General features: G+C 45.5%; 28 protein-coding genes and 1 other annotated feature. Of the genes, 12 read left to right on the forward strand and 16 right to left on the reverse strand.

The window, feature by feature from the left end:
• Positions 1-88: 88 nt before the first annotated feature.
• From ACNA6I_RS13655 to ACNA6I_RS13665, 3 genes are all read right to left on the reverse strand, one after another.
• Complete coding sequence (locus ACNA6I_RS13655) at positions 89-574, reverse strand: LURP-one-related/scramblase family protein (RefSeq protein WP_048005466.1); 486 nt, start codon at positions 572-574, stop codon at positions 89-91.
• A 134-nt stretch (positions 575-708) separates the two neighbouring features.
• Entirely contained in the window at positions 709-2,463 is a 1,755-nt protein-coding gene (gene dhaK, locus ACNA6I_RS13660) for a dihydroxyacetone kinase subunit DhaK (RefSeq protein ID WP_416313551.1), read from the reverse strand.
• Positions 2,464-2,616: 153 nt separating this feature from the next.
• On the reverse strand, positions 2,617-2,892 hold the full coding sequence (locus ACNA6I_RS13665; protein WP_416313552.1) for a hypothetical protein: 276 nt from the start codon (positions 2,890-2,892) through the stop codon (positions 2,617-2,619).
• A 113-nt stretch (positions 2,893-3,005) separates the two neighbouring features.
• Between ACNA6I_RS13665 and ACNA6I_RS13670 the strand changes: the two genes are divergently transcribed.
• Positions 3,006-3,452, forward strand: coding sequence for a hypothetical protein (locus ACNA6I_RS13670; RefSeq protein ID WP_416313553.1), 447 nt, complete (start codon positions 3,006-3,008; stop codon positions 3,450-3,452).
• 76 nt (positions 3,453-3,528) lie between these two features.
• On the opposite strand, the gene ACNA6I_RS13675 is transcribed toward ACNA6I_RS13670, so the two are convergent.
• Both ACNA6I_RS13675 and ACNA6I_RS13680 read right to left on the reverse strand, forming a co-directional pair.
• The gene (locus ACNA6I_RS13675) at positions 3,529-3,765 is read right to left on the reverse strand and encodes a hypothetical protein (RefSeq protein WP_309517790.1); all 237 of its coding nucleotides are present in this window, start codon (positions 3,763-3,765) and stop codon (positions 3,529-3,531) included.
• A 115-nt stretch (positions 3,766-3,880) separates the two neighbouring features.
• Complete coding sequence (locus tag ACNA6I_RS13680) at positions 3,881-4,249, reverse strand: hypothetical protein (RefSeq protein ID WP_416313554.1); 369 nt, start codon at positions 4,247-4,249, stop codon at positions 3,881-3,883.
• 244 nt (positions 4,250-4,493) lie between these two features.
• Between ACNA6I_RS13680 and ACNA6I_RS13685 the strand changes: the two genes are divergently transcribed.
• The 6 genes from ACNA6I_RS13685 to ACNA6I_RS13710 all read left to right on the forward strand — a co-directional run bounded on the left by ACNA6I_RS13685 (position 4,494) and on the right by ACNA6I_RS13710 (position 8,281).
• Complete coding sequence (locus tag ACNA6I_RS13685; RefSeq protein ID WP_416313555.1) at positions 4,494-5,027, forward strand: sigma-70 family RNA polymerase sigma factor; 534 nt, start codon at positions 4,494-4,496, stop codon at positions 5,025-5,027.
• Complete coding sequence (locus tag ACNA6I_RS13690) at positions 5,020-6,042, forward strand: DUF4179 domain-containing protein (RefSeq protein ID WP_416313556.1); 1,023 nt, start codon at positions 5,020-5,022, stop codon at positions 6,040-6,042. The genes ACNA6I_RS13685 and ACNA6I_RS13690 overlap by 8 nt, the downstream gene beginning before the upstream one ends.
• Before the next feature lie 159 nt (positions 6,043-6,201).
• On the forward strand, positions 6,202-6,510 hold the full coding sequence (locus ACNA6I_RS13695) for a DUF3784 domain-containing protein (RefSeq protein WP_416313557.1): 309 nt from the start codon (positions 6,202-6,204) through the stop codon (positions 6,508-6,510).
• A gap of 82 nt (positions 6,511-6,592) precedes the next feature.
• Entirely contained in the window at positions 6,593-6,973 is a 381-nt protein-coding gene (locus ACNA6I_RS13700) for a hypothetical protein (protein WP_048015372.1), read from the forward strand.
• Positions 6,974-7,042: 69 nt separating this feature from the next.
• A complete protein-coding gene (locus tag ACNA6I_RS13705) occupies positions 7,043-7,462 on the forward strand; it encodes a PH domain-containing protein (protein WP_252265922.1) in 420 nt (139 codons plus the stop codon).
• A 12-nt stretch (positions 7,463-7,474) separates the two neighbouring features.
• Positions 7,475-8,281, forward strand: coding sequence for a hypothetical protein (locus tag ACNA6I_RS13710; protein ID WP_416313558.1), 807 nt, complete (start codon positions 7,475-7,477; stop codon positions 8,279-8,281).
• Between the two features lie 21 nt (positions 8,282-8,302).
• On the opposite strand, the gene ACNA6I_RS13715 is transcribed toward ACNA6I_RS13710, so the two are convergent.
• Entirely contained in the window at positions 8,303-8,647 is a 345-nt protein-coding gene (locus ACNA6I_RS13715) for a hypothetical protein (RefSeq protein ID WP_370294698.1), read from the reverse strand.
• A 223-nt stretch (positions 8,648-8,870) separates the two neighbouring features.
• Here ACNA6I_RS13715 and ACNA6I_RS13720 point away from each other — a divergent pair, with 223 nt between their 5' ends.
• The 4 genes from ACNA6I_RS13720 to ACNA6I_RS13735 are packed head-to-tail and all read left to right on the forward strand — an operon-like array spanning position 8,871 to position 13,234.
• A complete protein-coding gene (locus ACNA6I_RS13720) occupies positions 8,871-9,602 on the forward strand; it encodes an ABC transporter ATP-binding protein (protein WP_416313559.1) in 732 nt (243 codons plus the stop codon).
• The gene (locus tag ACNA6I_RS13725) at positions 9,562-12,048 is read left to right on the forward strand and encodes an ABC transporter permease (RefSeq protein WP_416313560.1); all 2,487 of its coding nucleotides are present in this window, start codon (positions 9,562-9,564) and stop codon (positions 12,046-12,048) included. The genes ACNA6I_RS13720 and ACNA6I_RS13725 overlap by 41 nt, the downstream gene beginning before the upstream one ends.
• Before the next feature lie 23 nt (positions 12,049-12,071).
• Positions 12,072-12,569 (forward strand): PadR family transcriptional regulator, encoded by a 498-nt coding sequence (locus tag ACNA6I_RS13730; protein ID WP_053428500.1) that lies wholly within the window; start codon positions 12,072-12,074, stop codon positions 12,567-12,569.
• Between the two features lie 14 nt (positions 12,570-12,583).
• On the forward strand, positions 12,584-13,234 hold the full coding sequence (locus ACNA6I_RS13735) for a hypothetical protein (protein WP_416313561.1): 651 nt from the start codon (positions 12,584-12,586) through the stop codon (positions 13,232-13,234).
• Positions 13,235-13,301: 67 nt separating this feature from the next.
• Here ACNA6I_RS13735 and ACNA6I_RS13740 read toward each other — a convergent pair whose 3' ends face one another.
• The 10 genes from ACNA6I_RS13740 to ACNA6I_RS13785 form a co-directional block, all read right to left on the reverse strand.
• On the reverse strand, positions 13,302-14,363 hold the full coding sequence (locus ACNA6I_RS13740; protein ID WP_063190949.1) for a hemolysin family protein: 1,062 nt from the start codon (positions 14,361-14,363) through the stop codon (positions 13,302-13,304).
• Positions 14,364-15,737, reverse strand: a complete 1,374-nt coding sequence (locus ACNA6I_RS13745) for a hemolysin family protein (protein ID WP_416313562.1) — start codon at positions 15,735-15,737, stop codon at positions 14,364-14,366.
• A 305-nt stretch (positions 15,738-16,042) separates the two neighbouring features.
• Complete coding sequence (locus tag ACNA6I_RS13750; protein WP_416313563.1) at positions 16,043-16,585, reverse strand: hypothetical protein; 543 nt, start codon at positions 16,583-16,585, stop codon at positions 16,043-16,045.
• Between the two features lie 274 nt (positions 16,586-16,859).
• The gene (locus tag ACNA6I_RS13755; RefSeq protein WP_370294691.1) at positions 16,860-17,354 is read right to left on the reverse strand and encodes a GNAT family N-acetyltransferase; all 495 of its coding nucleotides are present in this window, start codon (positions 17,352-17,354) and stop codon (positions 16,860-16,862) included.
• A gap of 70 nt (positions 17,355-17,424) precedes the next feature.
• Positions 17,425-18,447, reverse strand: a complete 1,023-nt coding sequence (locus ACNA6I_RS13760; RefSeq protein ID WP_370294689.1) for a S66 family peptidase — start codon at positions 18,445-18,447, stop codon at positions 17,425-17,427.
• A gap of 17 nt (positions 18,448-18,464) precedes the next feature.
• Positions 18,465-18,944 carry a 2'-5' RNA ligase family protein gene (locus tag ACNA6I_RS13765; RefSeq protein ID WP_372906911.1) on the reverse strand — a complete coding sequence of 160 codons (480 nt, stop codon included), beginning with the start codon at positions 18,942-18,944 and terminating at the stop codon, positions 18,465-18,467.
• A gap of 87 nt (positions 18,945-19,031) precedes the next feature.
• Positions 19,032-19,238: a binding site (T-box leader), on the reverse strand.
• A 385-nt stretch (positions 19,239-19,623) separates the two neighbouring features.
• The gene (locus ACNA6I_RS13770) at positions 19,624-21,333 is read right to left on the reverse strand and encodes an insertion element protein (protein WP_416313564.1); all 1,710 of its coding nucleotides are present in this window, start codon (positions 21,331-21,333) and stop codon (positions 19,624-19,626) included.
• Positions 21,326-21,568 carry a hypothetical protein gene (locus tag ACNA6I_RS13775; RefSeq protein ID WP_370294686.1) on the reverse strand — a complete coding sequence of 81 codons (243 nt, stop codon included), beginning with the start codon at positions 21,566-21,568 and terminating at the stop codon, positions 21,326-21,328. Before ACNA6I_RS13775 ends, ACNA6I_RS13770 begins: the two co-directional genes overlap by 8 nt.
• A 257-nt stretch (positions 21,569-21,825) precedes the next feature.
• The gene (locus ACNA6I_RS13780; protein WP_416313565.1) at positions 21,826-22,053 is read right to left on the reverse strand and encodes a DUF2798 domain-containing protein; all 228 of its coding nucleotides are present in this window, start codon (positions 22,051-22,053) and stop codon (positions 21,826-21,828) included.
• Between the two features lie 89 nt (positions 22,054-22,142).
• Entirely contained in the window at positions 22,143-22,994 is an 852-nt protein-coding gene (locus ACNA6I_RS13785) for a metallophosphoesterase family protein (protein WP_416313566.1), read from the reverse strand.
• Positions 22,995-23,224: 230 nt separating this feature from the next.
• Here ACNA6I_RS13785 and ACNA6I_RS13790 point away from each other — a divergent pair, with 230 nt between their 5' ends.
• Positions 23,225-23,830, forward strand: coding sequence for a hypothetical protein (locus tag ACNA6I_RS13790; RefSeq protein WP_309517802.1), 606 nt, complete (start codon positions 23,225-23,227; stop codon positions 23,828-23,830).
• Positions 23,831-23,889 lie beyond the last annotated feature (59 nt).

Here is a 23,889-nt window from a genome sequence, read left to right on the forward strand (position 1 = left end):
GGGCAAGGCATAGGTGACTCTATGTATTTCACGCTTAGGAATCTGGCACAGAGGGCAAAAAAGAAGCATGGAGACCGTCTCCACGCTTCTAGTTATTTGATGATTTTTCATCAGCCTTCACGCAATCAATCGCTACCACCAGGGCAATCATGACTTTCTCCATGTTTTCCTTGTGTACGTTCACCCTGTAGCTGTCTCCCCACGAGAACCACTCCTTGGCGACATCTCCTACGACTTCACCGTGCTCGAGCACCTGGAAATTCATATCCCACCAGTTCCCCCTCACTTCGATCCCGGCAGCATCAATCGTGTAGCGGTGTTTGAAGAAGGAAAGCTCTTTCTTGATCGTTAAGACCTCTTTACCATCTACCTCGACAAAAAACGTTGGCAGAAAGCTCAGCATCTTCTTCGTAATCAAGGCTACTTCTTCCCTACCAACATCCATAATGGAGAACGTCTTCGGAAACCGCATGAAGCTGCCCTCCACATAATACCGATCCCGCTCGTCTTGGTCCTTCACCGTGAACTTCTCGCCTATACTAAAAACCTTCTGCTTCATATACAGCTGACTCATGCGATCTTCCTCCATCCTATGTGCTACTAGTTTATACGAATGATTGCCCAGGTTGGTTTCATTTGTGGCACAGGGACGGTTCCGGTGAGTCAAAAAAGTAACGCATGGGAACCGTCCCCATGCGCCACTACTTATTACGTCAGACTCTCTGATAGCTCCGTGAAAATGACACCGAGGGCATAGGCACCGGCATCAGGGTGACCCAGACTACGCTCGCCGACGGTTCCGGCGCGTCCCATCCGGGCGACGATGTCCTTGGTTTTCTCTGCTCCCTCTACTGCGGCCGCTGCTCCTTTTTCAAACGCAGCTTTGACGTCGGCTCCGTTCGATGCGCTTTCAGACCAGGCGTCTGCACAAGGGACGAGGGCGTCGATGAGGGTTTTGTCGCCCACATCCGCTCCCCTTCCGAAGGATCGCTCGCCTGTATCCTGGATGCCCTTCACTGCCGCCTGCAGCATCTCGGCGAATTCTTCTACGGTCAGTTCGGTTCGGTCACCGGCCGATTTCCCTGCTGCGCGGAAGGCAGATCCCCAGATCGGACCGGATGCCCCGCCGCAGTATTCCATGATGACCATGGAGCTTGCGTCGAGGAAGCTTCCGATGGTAAGTGGGTCTTGGTCCAAGATCGATTTCCACTCCCGTTTCAGCTGCTTGAAGCCCTTTGAGACGCTCATGCCGAAATCCCCGTCGCCGGCGTGGGAATCAAGCTCGCAGAATGGGACTTCATTCCGTATGATGACGTCGCTCATCTTATCCACGAGGTAGATCATGTTCTGGAGGGATACCTTGTTATCCTTGATCTCCGCATGCTCGGCCGCTGTTTCCACCTCGAAGGATACAGGAGTCGATTCTTCCTCTTCCCCGAAGTCGACATACTCGACCCCTGGCACCGGTCCGTCCACCCTGAACGCTGGAGTCAAGCTCTCACTCGACAGCAGCGTGCGCAGTTCATCATCAAGTTTCATGAAGGTGAGGGACACGCCCGCCATATCGATGCTCGTCATATAGTTGCCGACGAAGGCACGGTTGATTGAGATCTTTTTCTCCGAAAGGATGCGGGTGACGGCGTTATTGAATAGATAGAGTTCCTGCAGGGGAGTGGCTCCAAAGCCATTCACCATGACGGCAAGCTCGGTTGAGTCCCTTTCAAGCTTCATGTCCTTCAGTAGATCATCCACCATGCGCTCTGCCAGTTCATCGGCGGATGCTACCTTTTCACGACGCGTACCCGGTTCACCATGGATGCCGACGCCGTACTCGATTTCGTCATCGGCGAGCTTGAATGTAGGCGATCCGCTCGCCGGCACCGTGCAGGAGGTCAGAGCGAATCCGATGCTGCGCACGCTCTTCGCCGCCTTCTCCGCCACGGCCTTCACTTCCTGCAGGCTCCGGCCTTCCTCGGCCGCCGCCCCGGCGATCTTATGTACGAATACGGTTCCCGCGACACCCCGGCGTCCCACCGTATAAAGGCTGTCTTCCACTGCGATATCATCGTCGACCTTGACGTATTCCACCTCGATGCCGTCCTCTGAGGCCAGGTGGGCAGCGTTCTTGAAGTTCATGATATCACCGCTGTAGTTCTTGATGATGAGCAGGGCACCCTTCTTCCCGGCCGTCGCCTTGATCGCCTGATACACCTGGATCTGCGAAGGCGAGGCAAACACGTCACCGCACACGGCCGCGTCCAACATCCCTTTCCCCACAAGACCCGCATGGGCCGGCTCATGTCCGCTACCTCCGCCGCTGATCAACGTGACCTTCTCTTCATTCAGTTCCTTCTTCTTCATCACCTTGTACTTCTTCATGAACTCAAGCTCCGGATGAGCAAGCGCCATCCCCTTGCACATCTCCACCACCAAGTCCTCGGGCTTATTCAACACCTTCTTCACATCCAACGCCTCCTTGAGATTGTCGTTGGGTAAATTATCTCACTGGGCGTTTCAAAATGAAAGCGTAACGCATGGCGGATAGTGGCGCACAGGGTCGGTTCCGGTGCGTCAAAAAAGTGACGCATGGGAACCGTCCCCATGCGCCACTCTGCATCAAACCGGCTGACCAGCCAATGCTTCGATGATGTCACCTTTCAATCTCTCTTCTTTCCTCTCGCTTTGGAAGACCTTCTCCACTTTCACAGTTCCAATGATATGGCGGATGTTTTCATTGGTTTGAATGAAGCGTTCATTTTGTGTGTACAGTTCCCGGAACCATTCCCTTGCCTGAAGCTCTTTGATATTCCTTTCAATTTTCTCCTCCGTCGGGTCGCCCTTCATGAAGCTGACCATCGACATGCAGAGATTGGCAAAGATCTCGATTATCAATTCTTCCCCTCATTCCTCTTTAGCGTTATGATACAATCATTCTATAAAAAGGGAATCATTCCTTTTTATATTTTCTGTCTCGACAAAGATAAACGACTCAAGGAGGTCTCTACATGACAACCCCCGCATACATAGAACTCGTATTCGAAAACGTCGAATCCATCATCCTGAAACCTGACCGATTTTTAAAGCTGGAGTTCGGTCCTCTGGTAAAAAACGAAGACCACCATACCCAATACGATCAGTTCTTTACGGATGAAGTGCTGATGCACATCTCCTATGAGGACGCATCGGAACTGGCCTACTCTCCGGCCAAATCCAATAATCTACTTGGGGTCTACACGCAAAATCCTGACAGCAATCATGTGGCAGACCGCCCGAACATACTCGGCCGCCTTCTGCTTTATCCTGATCTCACTCACATCTATTACATAGACGAAAACGAGAATGAGATTTCATCCGTAATCGTTCCGTGGAGTGAGGAAGACGAGTATCAGAATGAGTATATGACGGTGACGACGGAGCCGGGGTATGTGGAGGTCAGGGTCCGGAAAGGGTAACGGGGGCAGAACCTTACCACACAAAAAAGCTTGGTACCTCCAAGACTTTTTGTGTGGTGATCTACCCAAACCAACGTCAATACCCCTTGGAATCAATAAAGAACCGGATCGTACGCCGATACGTCTTCCAGTCCTTGTATCGCTTTGAAAGCCGGGTTTCCAGTTCGTCATCGATCACTTGCTCCCCCCTGTAGATGCCCTCCCTCTCCATATTGATCAGCCGGTTTTCATACTGACCGACTGATATTTCCCGCAGTTTGCGTTCTCCCTTTTTGAGTTGATGCTTGTTCCTGAGATACTCCGTAAATTCCATTCGCCTTCTCCATTCTAGTAGTCTCTGTGCATTCCATATTATGTAATTATATGGTAACACATTCTCAATCGATTGCGCTCCTATTTTTACCAAATAGTAGAAAATGGAGGATGCTTCAGACATCTCTCCCCAACCAAATCTTCTCCCCCAGTTCCTCAAGCTCTTGCCAATAACGATATATCTCCCGTGCAAACACCCCGTCTCCCCCTTCAAGAGCCGTATAATCCCAGAACTCATCCAGCGCCGATTCAATCCGCTCCTGCAGCTCTTTTATTTCTTCCTCCCCGGCTTCGGGATCATACAAGTTCGTGCAGGCAATGTACTCCCACCTCATCGCATCATAGTCATCGATGTACGGATGATCCCTATCATCCGGAGAATCATCAGCACCCTCATAGCACTCATCCGAACAAAACGATATCCCCTCATTGTTCACGCGGAGGTACAGCCCGATCTCATTTTTACATACGATACAATTCGTCATGTCACACCTCTCCCTTCTGTCTTTACCATACATAGGGATCGTCAAAAATGTTACGAGGGCACGGACGCGTTTGATTTCATAAACTCAAGCCCTTTAATAGCTAGTTATAGAACACAGTAAACGCTCCGATAAAACAATGAAGGAACCACCCGAATCTATTTAAAAAAATCCTAGTTTAACATCCCCTTGCAACCAAATAGGCCACCACACACGACTATATAACGTAACAGAAAGGAGAACGCACATGGATATCGCATCATTAGTGAAAAAGGCCAAGAAGGGCGATGATGAATCGTTTGAGCTGCTCATCGGTTCTGTCAGGGAAAAGCTGTACCGGACGGCGTATGTATACGTCCGGAATGAACAGGACGCCCTGGACATCTACCAGGAGGCAATCTATACCGCTTTCACCTCCATCCACACGTTGAAGAAGCCCGAACGGTTTTCGAGCTGGATCACGAAGATCCTCGTTTTCAAATCGATTGATTTCATCCGGAAGGAGTCACGCCATTTCACGACCGATGATGAGAATGTCTTTGCCGGGCTCCTCTCATCCGATAATGCCGATTCGAGCCTGCATTCCATGGACCTCGAGGAGGCCTTTACCTCGCTGAACCCTACGGCAAAAACGATTGTTCTGCTGAGGTACTACCATGACCTGACCACGAAGGAGATCGCGGCGCTCATGAAGTCCCCCGAAGGAACGGTAAAGTCACATTTGAATCGTGCGAAAAAACAGCTGAGACCGATATTAAAGGAGGGCTATCTGTATGAATAAGGATCTATTCGAAGACATATCTGTACCCGTTGAAAAGCTTGTGGCAAGGGAAAAGGAAGCGATGATGCAGGCGAAGCGAAAAAGGAACGTGAAAAAGACGACGATGCGCTCCCTCATGGTGGCGTGCGGCGTATGCCTTTCCCTCCTCGGCTCGGGCTTTGTATCGACGGGCATGGCGGAAGCATTGTCGAGCATCCCTCTCCTCAGTCCGATCTATAAGGATTTCAGGGACATTGCATCGGATAAAATCGAACAGGATCACCTTGCCACCCCCATCGACAAACAGGACAGCCACAACGGCCTCACCATGACGGTAAAAGAAGCCGCTTATGACGGCAACCGCCTCATCGTCACGGTGGTGTACACCGGATCAAAAGGCATGACGCTGAAAGAAGAAAATGTCGGGCGGCAAGAAATCACCATCAACGGCCAGCCGATTAAACCGGCAATCGGCTCAACAGGGCAAGATGATATAAAGCCGAACACCATCATCGAGCACCACCAGTATACCCTCTCCAACTTGGATGAGTATGGTGATGCGATTGATATCGAAGTCCAAGGAGACAACCTATTTGGCTATGAGGGCCAGTGGAATGTGGCTTTCCCCCTTGAGAAAATCAAGCGTGACGTCACTGCCTTCTCCCCTGATGCCACTGCGAAAACCGACAACGGAATGTATGCCATCACCGCCGACAACGTGACCTTCTCTCCACTCTCAACCCGGATCGACCTCTCCGTCGAGTATCCGGCCGAACTGGATGAAAACGACCGCTGGCCATGGTTCGAATACACCGTGGTCGACGACCAAGGCCGCGTCTATGATGGCATGAAGCTCCAAACCGGCATGGCCGACGGGACGAATGGTCATCATATGGTGCTGACGTTACCTCCGATGGATGAAGTGCCGGGGTCCCTTACACTGGTGCCTAGTGAACAAAATCAGGATGTGTATGGTAAGGAGTTGGGTGAACTTGAACTGCTTATTCCTTTAAAGAATCTTAAGCCCCAAAACTAATGAAAGAAAAAAAGCCGGATTCCATTTTCAACGGAATCCGGCTTTCTGTCGTTCTTGCTGCATACCTCTGACCCAGATTGGAATCTTCTCCCTCTTTATCACCCATAAATGAAACTTCTCATTCATTCCCGACGTAAATAAAGCAAGGAGGCGATGTCAATGTTGTGGGGCGCAATCCTAAGCTGTTTGTTTGCAAGCTTATTCCTATTCGGATCCACCTATCTGATCTGGTACAAAAAAGACCTCACCTTCATCGCCGGATATGATGAAAAAAAGTTCAAGGGGGACAAGGACCGACTCGCCAGGGCCTACGGCATCTTCTGCTTGGCAAGCGGGATCCTGACTGTCATCCTCCCTTTTGCATTGGAATTCATCGGCTCTTATGCAGGAGCCCTATTCGGCATATGGATCACAGTGGGGGTCGTTGTGTTAACGTTTTATTCACAGTCATTGAATAAAGGCTCCTAGTTTTCTAGCAGATAGTGCATTCCGAAGTAATCCATTTAATACTTATAGAGACATAAAAACAGAAGTCAATTGGAGGATACAGATGAAAACTAAGATTGTTCTAACCTTACTGATTGTAAGTGTAGGAGTAAACCTGTACATAGGGGGAAAATGGCTTTTGTTTGATCGTCCATACGAGCCGACCTCCGAAGAAGCAATCATTCTTGGGGAGATGGTTCAAAAGACAGTCGAAAGTGAAGAGTACAAGGATATAGCTAAAGCAGAAAAGGTCATCGCCATCGAAAGGGGAATTGACAAAAATAAAGGAGGCAGATTCCCCTACAATATGATGACTAGTGTGCGCACAGATAAGGAAACCCATCTATTCTCATGCAGTGATGATAAATGTACAAAAATGGAATTGATAGGAACAAGTTATTCCATCTACCAAGACGAAGAGCCGAGACTGCCACTCAAAAAGTAGATTGACTACCTCCCCCTTCACCACAAGTTGAACGTTATTTACCCTGACCATCACAAGGAGGAACTGCCATTGAAATACCCATCAAAAGTAGACCTGTGGCTCGCCATCCTCATCTGGGGAAGCATGCTCGGCACCATCGGAATCGGCCTTTATGCCATGATCTATGAATCTTCTTCCTTTTGGGAAGTGATTTTTCTACTACTCTCTTGCTTGCTTCTTCCCCTGTTTATATTATGGGGGTGCCTTACCACGTATTATCTGTTCAGCGATAACCATTTGATCATCCGATATGGTCCTTTCAAAAAGAGAATTCCATTAGACAGGATCACCTCCGTCAAGAAAACGAGCAATCCTTTATCAAGTCCTGCCCTTTCCCTCAAAAGGCTTGAGATTTCGTACAATACCTACGATATGGTGCTGATTTCACCCAAGGATCGGGATGCGTTCATCCAGGTCTTGTCCGAACGGTGTGAACAGCTTACTAGCTAAGGAGGAATACAGATGAATACGAAAGAGTTTTATATGCTTTGTCATTCCACTGATCTCTACAAAAGGGTGGAGCAGAAAAATAGCGACATCACCGGAGGCTACATCACACGTGACGAGATCGATCTCATAGAAGAATGGGAAGGAGTGGAGCGGGTGATGATCTCTGGCCTGAAGCAGGATACATTCGACTACTTCGTCCAACACCATGCCCACAAATTCAAGGCCATTCTATTCTGGAAAAATAAGCTCGTGGAGGACTGGTCCAGTCTTTCCACCCTGAAGGATGTGGAATTCATCGGGTATTTCCATAATCAGCGGATCACGAAGATGTGGGATATGACAGGAAATCACGCCCTAAAAGGTCTTTCCATCAGCGACTTCACCAGGCTTCATTCACTTGATGGGATCCAGAAAGCCCCTGCCCTGGAACGGCTCCACTTCGGTGATGCCGTCTGGCCTGCGAGTGTACTGGATGACCTAAAGCCGCTGGAGGGCTCACGCTTGAAGGAATTCACCTTTTCCGGAAAGAAGATTACAGATGAGGATGTATCGGTGTTTACCACGATGCCCGATCTGGAAATCCTGAATTTCCCGACCAACCACTACACAACGGAGCAGCTTGCGTGGCTGGTGGCCAAGCTCCCATCTGTTGAGGGCTATGCGCTAAAGCCATATATCCAATTTGAGAATAGAGCAGAGAAAGACGTCCTGATCTGCGGGAAGCGGAAGCCATTTTTATCTTCAGAGAAGGATGCAGCAAGGATCCAGAAGTATGTCGGCAAGTTTGAAGAATTGGTCCGCCAGTATAAAGAAGAATAAGCCAAAAACGCATGTAGCTCTCTACATGCGTTTTTCGGTGTATTCAAGAGGCGCCCCCGTAGCTAGGCAGATGACACTGACCGCCAACACCACAGCCGTCCCAAGGGCCATTCCGATACTTGCGAACACATCATCCGCCCACACCACACAACCCGCGGTCGCCACAATCAGGAGGGCATTCACCCCAACGACCCTGGCAGTATGGGAAACATTCCGTCTATCCATCGCTCGATTGGCTCCGTAAGACCCCAGGAACATCACCATAGCAATCGGGATGAGCCATGCATACGACCCGATGATCCCGCTGATGAAATAACCGAAAAGAACGCTGAAAGCGACCAGTTTCCCAATCTGATTCTTCTTCATCCATACCCTCCTATCCATCAACACGTATCATCAGGGTAACATAGTGATGGGGTTTATTGGAAGAACCTAGTGAAGAAGATGAACGATAAGACACCGTCAACCAAGATAAGCTTTTCCCAAGCGATTACGTGCCTTACTAAAAAGAAATTTTTCCTAATCTATATACTCAGTATATAGTTTTGTGTATACTCAGTATATAATCACCATTTTCTGGAGGGAAATCATGCTATCAATAAAGGGGATTGAAAAAAGCTATACCATTGGTGAAACAGCGTCTCCGATTCTCAACAAGATCGACCTACATGTTGAAAAAGGGGAATTCATAGCCATTATGGGGCCGTCCGGGTCCGGAAAAAGCACGTTTCTGAATATGTTGGGAGGATTGGATACGCCTGATGGAGGGGACATCAGCGTTGATGGAAAGGCGATCCATCGTCTCACGGAGACACAAAGGACCCTTTTCCGGAGGGACCATGTGGGATTCATCTTTCAGAACTATCAGCTGCTGCCGAATTTGACAGTGGCAGAAAATGTGGCGTTCCCCATGCATGCGGCCAGGAAGGATAAGAAGGAGATCAAAGAGCAGGTACATGATTTGCTCAAGTCTGTGAGCCTGGAAGGAAAGGAGAAAAATTATCCTTCCCAGTTAAGCGGTGGTCAGCAGCAACGCGTGGCCATTGCCAGGGCGCTGAGCATGAACCCGAATCTGATCCTGGCCGACGAACCGACCGGGAATCTCGATCGCCGAACGGGTACAGAAGTGTTGCGGTTGCTCTCTTCCCTGCACCAACAAAACCAGCTTACGATCATTATGGTGACTCATGACGTCTATGCGGCAAGCTACGCCGATCGAATCATTTCACTGAAAGATGGCGTGATCGAATCGGATATTCGTCAAACGGAAGGAGCTCATCATGATGGAATGGCAAGCCTCTTGGCGAAACGTAACTCGTAAGAAACTGCGTTCATGTTTGACGATACTGGCCATCGTCCTCGGAATCTCTTCCATGTTTGCCGTCATTAGCACGGTTCAGACTGCGAAAAATGTGACCATGCAAAGGCTTGAACTATACAATGGGAATGCTGACTATTCGATTTTAAGCGAAAAGGATACCTTTCCCGAAGACGTTTTAGAACTGGCGTTGAAGAATGATCAGATTTCCAGTGCGACGGGACTGATCCATAAGCAAAGCTACCTGGAGCTGAAGGACAATGAGCAAAGCTTGGATCAGCAACGGATGAGACTGACGGGCTTATCCACATTGGATAATGAGCTGCTCTCATTGGATGAGGTGTCCGGTGACATCCATGATGACGGCCTGATCCTCCCTGCCACCTCGGCAGAAATCCTTGGAATGAAAGTCGGAGATGAGGTCACGTTCCGGGTTCCGGACGGGATGAAGGAAATCAAGGTGACCGCCATTGTGAAGGACACCCCGTTACTGGAAGGTCCCACCGACTGGGATGATGCAACCAACAGGAATTGGAGGGGGATCGTCCCATTATCCACCCTTCAGCAATGGTACGGGCTGGACGGGCACATACAAGAAGTGCGGTTGAATGTTGATGACCCGTCTTCAATGGATGCCGTCGTGAAGGATCTCCATACGACTTTACAACCCTACGATGTCGTCTACCTGCAAAAAATCGTTCTGGACGAAAAGCAATCCAATCAATTGGAAGACCTATACTTCATGCTTTATGTCATAGGTGGATTGGCCATGTTCATCAGTGCCTTTATCCTGTACAATACAATCTTTGTTTCCGTTGTGGAAAGGAAGAACGAGATCGCGGTCATGAAAACGCTCGGGTACACGCCTTTCCAGATCAAAAAGCTCTTCCTATTCGAAGTCTTGATTCTATCCGTCATTGGCTTGATGATCGGTGTGCCGATCGGCTTTGGTTTAGGAAGTGTCCTTCAAACCGGTCTGTTCAGTTCCTTCCAATCCAATATTGACTTCTCAATGGACTATCAGTGGGCACTTGCCGCATCCATCGTCTTAGGAGTGGCCATACCGGTTGTGGCCTCTCTCATACCTGTGACCCAGGCAAGCAAGATTGATATCATCAAGACACTGAAGAACGTCTCGGCGACGAATACCAACACGGGCAAATGGAGAAGTATGGCAGGAGGCATCCTCATTCTCTCCTCCCTCTTGCTGACCTTCGTCAACAATGTCTTATCGATTGGTTCTTTGTTGTTAGGCTCCGTTCTCTTATTCCCCCTTATGGTCAAGGGGATCACAACGTTGGTTTTGAGATCATCATTAGTGGGCTTTGAAGGGAAGATTGCCGCCAACAATGTATTACGAGCTCTGAATCGGTCGTCCAATATGTCCCTTATCCTGGCTTTAGCCATTTGTTTGGGCTTATTCGTTTCTTCGACCTTCACCTCACTTGAACAGAACATCGATAAAAGTGTCACCCAGTCCTTCGGTGGGGATATGCACGTCACGTCTGAACACGCATTAAGCGACCGGGATGCCGGCAGGATGTCAGCAACCAATGGCGTAAAGGATGTTCACCTGTCTAAAGAACGGAATGTCACATGGGTAACCGAACAGCAAACCCGTCAATTCTCCATCATTCGTACCGACCTGCAATGGAATGCCGAGCATCCCCTCTTTCACTCGATCGATACTGAATCCGATAAATGGAAGGATCGATTGAAACAAGGAGGCGTCCTCTTGGGCGACTTTGCATACCGGGAGTGGGGAGGTTCCCCAGGAGAGAGCATTACGATTGTCGTTGACAACCAAGAGCATGAACTTGAAGTGCTGGGTAAGGTCACAACAAATCAGTATGGGGGATATGCCGCATTTATGAGCGGAGATCCATTTGATAAACTTTTTCCGGGAGTACTCTCCTATAAAGCCTTACTGACATTGGAAGACGGCTACAAAGAAGATGCGATCAAGAATTCTCTAGTCACGTCCTATCCCTTTGATTTCTCTGAGGTACAGACAGTCGCTGAGGAAGTCAACAAGCAGGAACGTGCTCTCCCGGGGGTAAAGTCATTATTCAACGGACTTCTCTTCATCGCCATCGCCGTATCCGGTATCGGAATCATCAATACCCTCGTCATGAATGTGATGGAACGGCTGAGGGAAGTGGCCATCATGAGAGCCGTCGCCTTTACGAGTTTCCAAGTATACAAAACCATCTTTTATGAGGCGCTGATCATTGGAATCAGCGGGGTGGTGATCGGGATCGCCATGGGCATCTTCACGATTTTCCTGAATGTGGTCACCACATCAGACGAGTTGATCGGGTTCACCATACCTGAATCCACGCTCCTGCTCAGCGTCATCATGGGGATCATCGTCAGCGCATTCGCCTCATTGATTCCTGCAAGGCAAGCGGTGAAACACACCATCAATCAAGCACTGAAACAAGAGTAATATCCGAGGAATGAGGAATCACTATGTCTGTTAAACATGCCATCTTAATCTTATTATCTCAGTCCTCACGACACCGGTACGATTTAAAGGTCTCGTTTGAATCCATGGTCTACAATCAATGGGAAATCAATGCGGGACAGATCTATACAACGATCGATCGGCTCGTGAGGGATGGCTTTGTTGATGAAATCACTGAAGAAAACACCGATTTACGTATCTACCATCTAACTGAAAAAGGACGCAACGAGATTGACCATTGGCTGCTTGAGCCGGTAGAAAAACCATTGTTGAAGGATGACTTCTATTTCAAGCTATTATGCGCCAAGCAAGTCGACTTCCACAATCTCGAACGCATGGTCAAAGAGCAAAAAGAATCGATCATCCGTAACATATTGGAGTTGCAGCTCCTCAGAAGGAAAATAGACATCACACCAGAGAACGAAACCATCCTATACCTGATCGACGGGAAGATCCTGCATTTGGAAGCCGATATGAAATGGCTCGATATGTTACCTAATTAACAGGGGGTAAAACCATGGATTTTATTTTGGAACATAAATGGGCATTCCTGATTGCCGCTGAAGTCTTATTCTGGATCTCGACTCTGAGCTTCCTGGTTGTACGGTATTGGTTCAATATGAAAACATTGAGCATGGTCTTCTTCACCTTGTTCATCATAAACGACCTATGGATCGCCACGATGGGCTTCATGGATTACTTGAGAACAGGGAACTTCACCAGCTACCAGGTCGTCATCCTCGTCATCATCGTCTATGCCCTCACGTACGGGAAGACCGATTTCAAGCGATTGGATGTTTTCATTCAAAAGAAAGTAGCAAAATGGAAAGGAGAGCCCATTCCGGATTTGTCAGGACCTATTGGTTTGCATGGCAAAGCAAAGGCCATCCAGGAGATGAAACATTTTTCGATTCACTTACTGATTTTCGTTGTAATCCATGGCATCCTCTTCTTCCTATTCGGATTGTCCACTGAATTTGATCAAATCAACGGATTGAGCCATTTCTTCTCAGAATGGTTTAGTGGAAAAGAGGCTCTGCTCCCATTTGATAACGCGTCGGCAAACAATTTCAGCAGGATCTGGAGTCTTGTGCTGATCATTGACGGGGTCACCTCCCTCTCGTACTCCGTCTTTCCAAAGAGCGAGAGTAAAACCGTTTCATCATGAGTTCAACTGTAAAACCCCCATCCTCGACGCGAAGATGGGGGTTTTGCTTTATTCTAAAACAATCGTATTACGTACCCACAACCCCATCCACTTCATCTCGGATCTCCCCGACGATCTCTGTCAGGATATCCTCCATGGTCACAAGGCCGACCGGCTTGCCGGTGCTGTCTGTGACGACGGCCATGTGGGTGCGGGATTGCTGCATCTTGAGGAATACTTCCTTGATCGATGCGGTCTGTTTGAAGCGTGGGATGTCGTGGATGTAGTCCTTGATATCCCCTTTTCGTCCGGCGGCGATGGCGGTCATCATTTCCTTCGTGTTGATGAAGCCGATGAACTGGCCGGCGTCGCCTTTGGTGCGGTCGTGGACCGGGTAGCGCGTGTATTCGTAGCGGTCGATGACGGTGATCATGCTGTCGAGGGATTGATGCCTCTCGAGGGTGATCATGCGGCTCGCCGGGATCATGATGTCCTTCAGCTCGCGCTCGTCAAAAGCGAAGATGTTCTTCAGGTAGTCGAGCTCCGTCCGGTTGATCGCGCCGCCTTCAAAGCTCTGGGCGACGATTAGCTTGAGCTCTTCCTCGGAGTGGGCCGTGTCATGCCCCGACGGCCGGACGCCGAATGTTCTCAGGAGAACGCGTGCCGAGCCGTTCAACACCTTGATGAACGGGCTCGTGACCTTGCCGAACCAATACAGGGGCGGTGCCAGGAGAAGTGTCATCTTCTCCGCGTACTGGATGGCGAGGGTCTTCGGTGCGAGCTCGCCGATCACGACGTGAAGCAGCGAAACTACCGATAGTGCGATGGCGTACGAGAGCACGGTGATCATGGCGGCCGGGACGTTCAGTTCGACGAACACCGGCTCGAGGATCTTCTGGACCGTCGGCTCACCGAGGGCCCCGAGTACGAGGGCCGTGATGGTGATCCCGAGCTGACAGGCGGACAGATAATAATCCAGCCCTTCAACGACTTTCTTCGCGATCTTCGCTTTCTTGTTGCCTTCGGCGATGAGCTGGTCGATCCTCGACATCCTCACTTTCAGGATGGCGAATTCCGCGCCGACGAAGAAGGCCGTCAATCCGATGAATACAACGATCAAAATTAAGTTAAGTGTGATCATACCGTCCAATTAGCTCCCCCTTCCTGAGGGGTTCACCTCCAGTGAATTCATGAGGGGATGGGAATCATCATGTTCTCTTTCCCCTTTATCCGGTTGAAACAGGATTTGCTTGATTTGGTAATTATCGAGCTCTGCCACCGTCCAGGCGTGAGTGCCCTGGGTGATGCGCTGCCCTTCCTCCAGTCCGTCAAAGCTCTGGGACTGGATCCAGCCGGCGATGGTGTCGATGTCCTCCCTGCCTTCGAACTCGAGTCCGAAGCGGTCTTCGAGATCATCAAGGAGCACGCGACCGTTGATGAGGTAATCGTCTTCCCCGCTCTTGCGGATGTCCGCCACCTCGTCTGCATCAAACTCATCGCGGATTTCCCCGACAAGCTCTTCGAGGACGTCTTCCATCGTGAGGATCCCGGCGGTTCCGCCGTATTCGTCCATGACGACGGTCATATGGATGCGATCCCTCTGCATCCGCTTGAAGATTTCCTGGATACGTGTGACTTCCACCACATGGGGCACGTCGCGGATGAAGTCTTCAAGGACGATCTCCCGCCCGGCCACGATGTGGTTGAGCAGTTTTTTCGCATTCACGATTCCGAGGATCTTATCTTTATCGCCGTTTTCCACGACGGGATAACGCGTGTAGTTGTGCTCATCCATGAGGGCGATGATGTCCGCCGGCTCCATGTTCTGGTCGATCGTGACAAGATCGGTCCTCGGCACCATGATATCCTTGGCCACACGTTCATCGAAGGAGAACACGTTCTCCATATACTTCAATTCGGTCTGGTCGATTTCACCGCCCTGGAAGCTCTGGGCCATGATGATCTTCAGCTCTTCCTCCGAGTACACCTGCTCATGATTCGCTGCCGGCACCCCGAACATCTTCAGGAACAACCGGGACGTGCCGTTCAGCACCTGGATGAACGGATACATCACCTTCCCGAACCAGTAGAGCGGCGAAGCGAGAAGCATGGTCGCCTTCTCCGAGAACTCGATGGCAAGGGTCTTCGGTGCCATCTCCCCGATCACCACGTGCAGATACGTGACGACGGCGAGGGAAATCCCGTATGAGATGACGGATGCGACTCCGTCCGATACACTGAGCCAGTTGAATACCGGCCCCATCAGTTCTTTGACGAACGGCTTCGAGAATGCCCCGAGGCCGAGTGCCGTCACCGTGATCCCGAGCTGACACGCTGAGAGATAATAATCGAGGTCCTGCACGACCTTCTTCGCGATGACCGCCTTCTTATTCCCCTCGGCGATCAGCTGGTCGATCCTCGACGAACGGATCTTCACCACCGCGAACTCCGCTCCCACGAAGAACGCCGTCAATCCAAGCAATACAAGTAACAACACGATATTCGATAGGATATATATGTCCAATTCATCCCCCTGATGAGGGATTCACCTCCACAAAATGATGTCTGTCAGCGCATCATCATGTCCGGTCCATGGAGTGTGAAGCAGGACGTACCGCTTTTCCCCCGGAGCCGATCATGATGAACACTTTTCCCGATTAATCCATGAGCAACAACGGCCCACAACGTATACTTCAGCTTCTCGACCCCAAGGGAACTCCCTCCAAACTGTCACGTGACGGTTATAGTTAGAATTATTATACGATGGTTTGCATGGGGGCACAAGGATAATCTTACATCCCTATTTTACCCATAAAAAAAGAACATCCTTTAGTAAGGAAGTTCTGTCTCACCTGGATGACCGATCTGGATGTTTTCCACTTCACAGCGCAAGGTATAAAGTCGTTGAACCAGTGGATGCTCGTCTTGGATGGACCCCTTCCATCTCTCCAGGGTCCTTTTCCCCACCCGGCGGTCCAGCATAACAAGTGCTTGAATCAATACATCATCCGACTTCAAAAGCTCGTTGATCGGGGATTGGATATACTGACTCATCACTGAAAAAAAGTCGTATCGGGCGTAGATCCCCTCATGCCGCAACTGCTCATGGGCAAGCGCCTGGATTGCCCGGATCGTTTCCACATCACGGTCATCCTCCCCCCACTCCCTTCGGATTTCTTTTTCCCGGTAATACTCTTCTCGCATAGACGTCATCGTACACATGTTGAACACTTCCGCCTTATCCACGGTCATGACGGCACGGCCCATCTGGTCATGGGCTTTCCGATATGAAATCACGTGGATGTCGATCCTGGACTGCAGAGGATCACAGATCAGATTCATGAGACGCTTCTTTATTTTGCTCCAAACCATACGTCATCGGAGTCTCCTTCCCTATACACAGATGATGGTAAAAAAACCGATCCCTAAACGAAAGTAAACCGTTCCGTTTAGAGGTGCACATCATATTTATGACATTTAGAATGGCGTGGAATCTGACAAAGATTTGACACGCCATTTTCCTTTTTCTATTGATTTTTTGACATCCATAGAATAAAAAATTTCTTTTAAACCAAATCACCAAATAATTCGAGAATAAATTTCACATATTACAAAGAAAATAGGTGCTTTAACCAAACAAATGGCATTAAAAAATCCAATGATATTTGCTCTCAGTTTTATTTGATACTTTAAATCCTATTTTCTCTAGAACACGAATTGATGCATAGTTGTCTAGATCACAAGTCGCTATTACTTTTTTAACACTGGGTTGAGATAATCCCCAATCAACCATTGCTTTCCCCATCTCCGTAGCATACCCTTTCCCCTGGTAACTAGGTACAATACTATATCCAATATCAATATTACCCTCTATGTCAGGTCCGCCTTTAAACCCCATATCACCCATAATAATATTATCTTCCTTTTGAATGATAACTCCCTCCCAATCGTTCTCGCTAGGGAATTTACGAAATCTATCGATTTTATATTCGAAAAATTGTTTATAAACCTCTAGAGGGTATTCAGGCGCGACACTATATGGAATTATTGTTTCTATATCATTACTTTTTTTTAGGAATGCTTCCATCATTTCAACTGTTAAGGTGATCATTTGTAATCTTTTTGTTTCTATGAATGGCAATTTAAACCCACCTTCGTTTGCTTTTTATTCATATTTTTTGCTATTCCTATACTTATTTGGTGCATTGTTATTAAATTAATATCTGTTTAACTAGTCCTTTTCCTTGATTAAATTCTACTTTTGAATAACAACCATTAATAATAGACATCTGGGGTGGTTTGTGTCCAATGTCAACATTAAAAATTACTGGTACATTCAGATCCCTAAGTGAATCAATTAAGGCATCAATGAGAGTAAAGTCATCAACATCACTATATCCTTCTGGTCTGCCGATTAAAATCCCATTACAATATTGAAACCAGCCATTGTAATTCATTTGCCAAAGGGTCCTGTATATATCTGCTGCATTCATATCACAGCTGTCAAAGTACCAAATAACACCTTCTCTTTTATATTTTTCTATGAAGTCTTTTATTGGTAGAAAACGCGTACCTATTAATTTACAAATAGTGTCCATACATCCACCAATTATTCTCCCTTCAAATTTCAGATCTTCTTTTTCTTGCAATGACTTCCAAACAACATCTTCAGTCAAATTTAAGTATGGTAATTCTGAGTCTTTGAAGTTCAACCTTTCGTTTTGGAACAAGCCAAAACTGTGCTGGGTAAATTGCTTACCTTTACTTAACCCTAATACTTTCAATGCATTAATTAATGACTCGTGTAAAGGATTATTACCAAAATCCATAAATACAGGACCACTTACAGAGGCAAAGCCTGTATTAAGAGTATAAGGTAAGAGTAAAGTGCTTATATCTGAGTATCCGAGTATCCATTTTGGTTCTTTTAATTCATTGAAATTTATGAATGGGAGTATTTCCATTAAGAATTCTCCACCACCACTTGGAATAATGGCTTTTACCTTTTTATCATTATATAAATGAATAAACTCCTTTGCTCTAATACTAGCTGTTGAACTTCTTAATTTACTATTACCACACACTGAATTGGTAAGTTTTACTTCATACCCTAAATGAGTTAATTGTTTGATTGCGTTCTGTAGTTGTAATTCATATTCAGCAGAAACACCAGATGAAGGTGATGTCACTCCTACTAAATCACCTTTTTGTAATGGTAATGGATATTCAGTCATATCAAGTCACTTCCTTTTCAATCATTTAATTCAAATATAAATTCAACTTTTGATTTTTCTTTTTCATCTATCGTTTCAACAACTATTTCGCTAACATTTGTTTTGAAACTGACTTCAAAATCTTCTGTATCTATTAAACCTTTGTCAAATTCTTTTATATTGTTGAATTTACCAATAGTTACATGAGGTAAATAAGTTACTCTCCTGTATAAAAACTTCTGAAGTATTCCAGAGTAGAGCTTATCGTGTAATCTAATAATATTGTCATTTCCTACTTTTATATTAAGGAATAGGTAAGTTTCATCTGCTCCTGAAATTCCCTGTAAATTTATATCAAAAGGTTTTTCGTGTCTTAGGACCTTTGATATATGTTCTTTAATCTGATTGGAACTCAAATTACTTGTGAAAGGAAAGACTAATGTGATATGTGGTGGGATTAAGCCATATAGTGGATCATATTTTTTTCTAAGCTTATTGATTTCATTAACATTATTCAAACTTGGAAAGATACATATGGACCTTTTTATCAAAATTCCTCACCTCAAAAATATTTATATAATACAAAAAAACTCTCATCTCCTAAAACAAGAGACGAGAGTTTACTCCCGCGGTACCACTCTAATTGTATATCACCACTTATATAATATAACGGGACTTGCCCCGTCTTTTCCTACTAAATTCAGAAAAGCCTCTCCATAGTGCGTTTCATTAATTGTACTGTATTAGGCTTTCACCTTCCCTAACTCGCTAAATCAGTCACGATTAACTACTCTCTATTTCGTAGAGTTTTTTTATTTAATTTTTTTAATTTTATAACAATATTAACTGAACTTCAATGTAAAATTAGGAGGACTTTTTATTTAACTAACCTTCACCGCAATTTTAAAACATTCTTCCACAAATTTCTGACTCTCTTGATAAAATCAAAGTACCTTTACTTTATCTGAAGTAAATTATGTCCTTCCAATCATAAACTTTATCTGCTATACCAATTCTTTGAGCTGATGTAAGTTTTTGATCCTTTTTAAATGCTTTATAAGGTGTACAGAAATTGTAGCAGGTCCTTAAAATGGTAATCGCATATTGGGCATATTTGGGGTTAGAATTAGAGTAAATATAACTCTTTCCATCTCCTCTTGAAGACACTAATGGCCTTTCTAATATGGTAATACCTCTTCAAATTTGATTTATAAAAGTATCTGTTGATTTGTTGTTAGTCTTTTGAATCAGTCTAGCAAGTTCTCTTGATTCCAATGAGCTGACATCTGTGGTAACATCGACTGTGGCCCAACCGGTATCCTTAAAAGGGAGCGGATGTGTGATTGGATTTTGAGCCCATTTACGAAACGTTTTACCTTCCTTATTAGTTTCTTCAAAAAAATGATGACTCTTCAATTCATGTTCAAGCTTTAACCTAGCTATTTGGAACGTATTCTTCTCCTCAATACCTAATGCTAATGCCCATTCCTTTAAATCAAACCGTGCCTCTCCATAAACCTTCATGTTTTCAGATAATGATTTTCTTTTATCTACTATTTTATAAATGAAATGATGAAGATCACTCAGCCTCACTTCTTTTGAGAAGACCCTCATTAATGCAGATATGATTGAAGTATCTTGGTCCGTTACAAATCGCCATTCTTTTACATTTAGCAGCTGTCTTATATGCCATAAGTGAGCGATTGTTGTATAAGTTGAATTAACGTGCAATCCATTTACATAATCCGCTCTTTTAGTAAATTCAGCATATTCCTTTTTGTATTCATATTCAGATTGTATATCAAATTGCGTTGGTGGTTGTGGTGAGTATGAATGTTTCAAATGACCAAATCTTTGTGCAAAACTATGAAGATGGTCATCCTTAAATGCTTGTGTTTGATCATTTATTTCCGTAAAAGTAATGTCCCAGTCATAAGCTACATCTGCTCTAAATACATATCTCGTTAAAATATCACTACTTACAACAACATGGGTCTGGAAGTTCTTTTCATCTTCATTTTCCAAGTACCTTGAACCCGCATTTTTCTTTTTAGAGTTGTTGAGGTTATAAACCATTTTATCGGTATTAATAAATAATTCATTTAAGTAGGTATCTTTTAGCTTTACTTCGTGTCTTTCCAAAAATTCGAGACATCTTCGATATAACCACTTCAATTTATGATAATAAGTCTCAGAACCGATACCTAATATTTTCACAACTCTCCTAACCGGCACATGATTGGTAATTAATTCTGCAAAGATGGGTAAAATATCATTCCTTTTCTGATGATATGTCGTGCTTTGACGGTTGGTAGGAAGCACATTTGTTATTTTTGAGCAGAATTTACACTGATATTTTGGAGAATTGCTTGTACTCTTTCCTCGACTTCGAAATGAATCTCTGTGATTAAAAGGGGTCTTGTCTTGATGCTCACAATCATCTCGATGAAATTGGTATTCAGTCTCCATAGGTACTACTGAATTTATTTCTTCTAGTCGTTTGATTTCTTCTGCTATAGCCCAGTTCGACAAAGTTGTATTGACACATCCTAAAGTATTGTTGGTATTTAATTCTATGAGAGCTGAATTGCAGTATAATCTCGATTTCTGACTATTTGAATCTAATGTATACCTTTGGGGCTTACCCTTCACATCATATTTCACTTGAGGCAATCCAAAGTTTGAACAATAGGGGCTCATACAACAATTCATTTGAATTACGAACTCTTGTCCTTTTAAACGAGTTTTAACTGGACGAAATAAAGTACTTCTAAATTTTGTAGCAAAACGGTTAGGTGGTAACTTTTCATATAATTCCTTTCGTTCCTGCAATTCTACATCAGACACAGGTACTTCAATCTCAATTAAATTGTCATTTCTATCAACCAACCTTTTCAGCTTAGCCACTTTTCTTTTCCTCATCAATCATCAATTGTTGGACCATCCTCTTGTTTCTGCGTTTTTGATGGACCCAGTGAAGAAATTTCTCGTCTTCTAAAATGTTTTTCAAAAAACGGTCAACAATTTCATCTTCATTTAGGTGAGTGTACTCTGCGTAGTATTTTACGATTGCTCTAGTATGCTCTGATATTTTCCAATCAACTTTTTTTCCTAGTTCCTCTTTTGGTTCAATGAACTTCATAAATTGACCTCCACAATGACAATAAAATTGACAGTCGAATTGACAAATGTTTGTTCTTGTACAACAAGTATTGTCACAAGTAAACAATACTAAACATTATGGTGTCAATTGTAGGGGATAATTTAAAAAATGCCGTCTAAATAATAAAAATGGCGTGGGCATTTCCCACGCCATTTTCTATGTCATTTTATTTACATGCACCTCAAAACAGAACGGTTTAAAACGAAAGCGGGACCGGCTACTAATCGATGGTGTTCTCAAAAAAAGTGGCTCTTACTGATCAGGTACTGAATGAACTTCGGAAAAAAGTACGCCCCGAAGAACGCGCACTCGAATGCTTCAGACCACATTCTAAGCCACGTCAGGAGAAAATGGCTGTCATATCCGAAATTGATGGACACCAACATGAATGAAATAAAAATCGAGATGCATAGAGCCGTTACAAATGCCGTAATGACCCTTCTATATTTGGAATGGATTTTCATAGACTTCTTCCTTTTTATATGGTGATAACGGTCTGATGGTATCCTAAATAAAATTAGGCGTCAAAGAGGCAATGGACGCCCTAGTGGGGTCATTCCCCCCGGGTTCCCACCCTTTCAAAGAAGGCCGAGACGTCCTCTTCATAGCCGTATTTTGTGATCAATTCCTGCAATCGTTCCCCGTCGTGGGTATACGTTTTGCCGGTCTCGAGCATTTCTTCGTATAGTTCCACAAATGGCAGGTTCAGCTGCCGGGCGTTCTCCCGTTCCTGTCTTGCGTCATAGCTCACCTTTCTGAACCTCACATCGGCAACACCTATGTCGTCGATTTCAAGGATGGCATATTGAGCACGCCGATCATTCCCGAACGCATCCCACTTATAGAATGGCTGACCGATGCTTCCTGGGTTGATGATCAGCTGATCTTCGCTGCTATAGCGGAGCAGCTGGTGATGAGTGTGAGCGTAAACCGCAACATCAACTCTATCTTTGACCAATTCATCAAAGTTCTTCTGATCATTCGTCGGCCACAGATCGCCTCCGTGACTTTTCGTGGGAAGGTGATGACTGATGCCGATCGACAGGTGATTCACCTGCTTCGTCAGGTGCAGTGGCCGGCTCTTGATCTTTTCTATATACGCTGGTTTCAGATTTTCACATTGATAGTGTGCAAGCTTTGAAACATAGAGATCGGTAGGATCGTGAAGGTCCACTTCCTTCTTCAGGACATCCAGGAAGCTGTCTTCCCAGTTCCCCCTCACATAGACAGAGGCACCTGCACCCTCCAACATCTCAAACAGGTCATTCGTTCCCGGTCCTGGCATGATCAAGTCCCCGAGAAACCAATAATCCGTGACCCCTTCTATAATCGAGTCGTCAATCACTGCTTTTAACGCTGTTGCATTTCCATGGACATCAGCCAGCAGGGCTATTTTATGCTTCATGTATGTCTCTCCTTGGGATTGAACGGAAATGGATTGCATATTCTACCAGTTTAGCATGTTTCGTTGCTTGCGGGGACTGGGTGTAAAGAAAAAGCTCTTTCCAAACGTTTGTTGCTCCCAATCTCAATAGGTACATTTTACCTTTTGTGGTACGATATATACAGTCGTATTATGCGAAGAGAACAGTGTACGAGGATTGCATTTAAATATAATAGAGAGGGAATGTATTCATGTTATTATCTACTGTCATTTTAGGTTGGATTGGGGTCTTACTATTTCTTTTGATTGCCCTTACGTTCAACAAATTAGCAAATCATAATGAATTTGGATTCTTACATATTCTAATGGCGGTCATGTATGTCATGTGGTTACCGATACCGATTGCAATGACTCATCTGCTAAATAGCGAAGCGCTTCAGGTTGGAATGATTTTCGGTATACTTTATTTAAGTATGATGATCATTACGATGGCTTTCCAAACAGGTCATATCGTACATATTGAAAAGGAATTAAACAAAAGTACCACTCAGGAAGAACGTAGTGATCATATGATGGCAACATTATCTGGTCCGTTTGAACTCTTAGCAAATATATTAAAATGCATGTGGGCATTATTTTTATCCATTGCATTTTGGGAGACTGACAACTTCATATGGGCAATCATCATGGCCCTCTTTTTTTTACTGATTATTTATTTTCTACCTATATTAGTGGATACTAGTCTTCTCAAGCGAATTAAGTTCTTTGGTAGATTTCATCCTAATCCATACTTATTTAATGCGGAGACTCTCTGTTTTTTCCTGGTTTTATTGAGCTTTTTATCCATTCATTTATAAATGATCGACAAGCTAAACAAGAATTAATCGAAACGAGTCATTCAGCCGCACACGAAGAA

The organism is Rossellomorea sp. FS2 (assembly GCF_047915635.1).
Taxonomy (GTDB): domain Bacteria; phylum Bacillota; class Bacilli; order Bacillales; family Bacillaceae_B; genus Rossellomorea; species Rossellomorea marisflavi_A.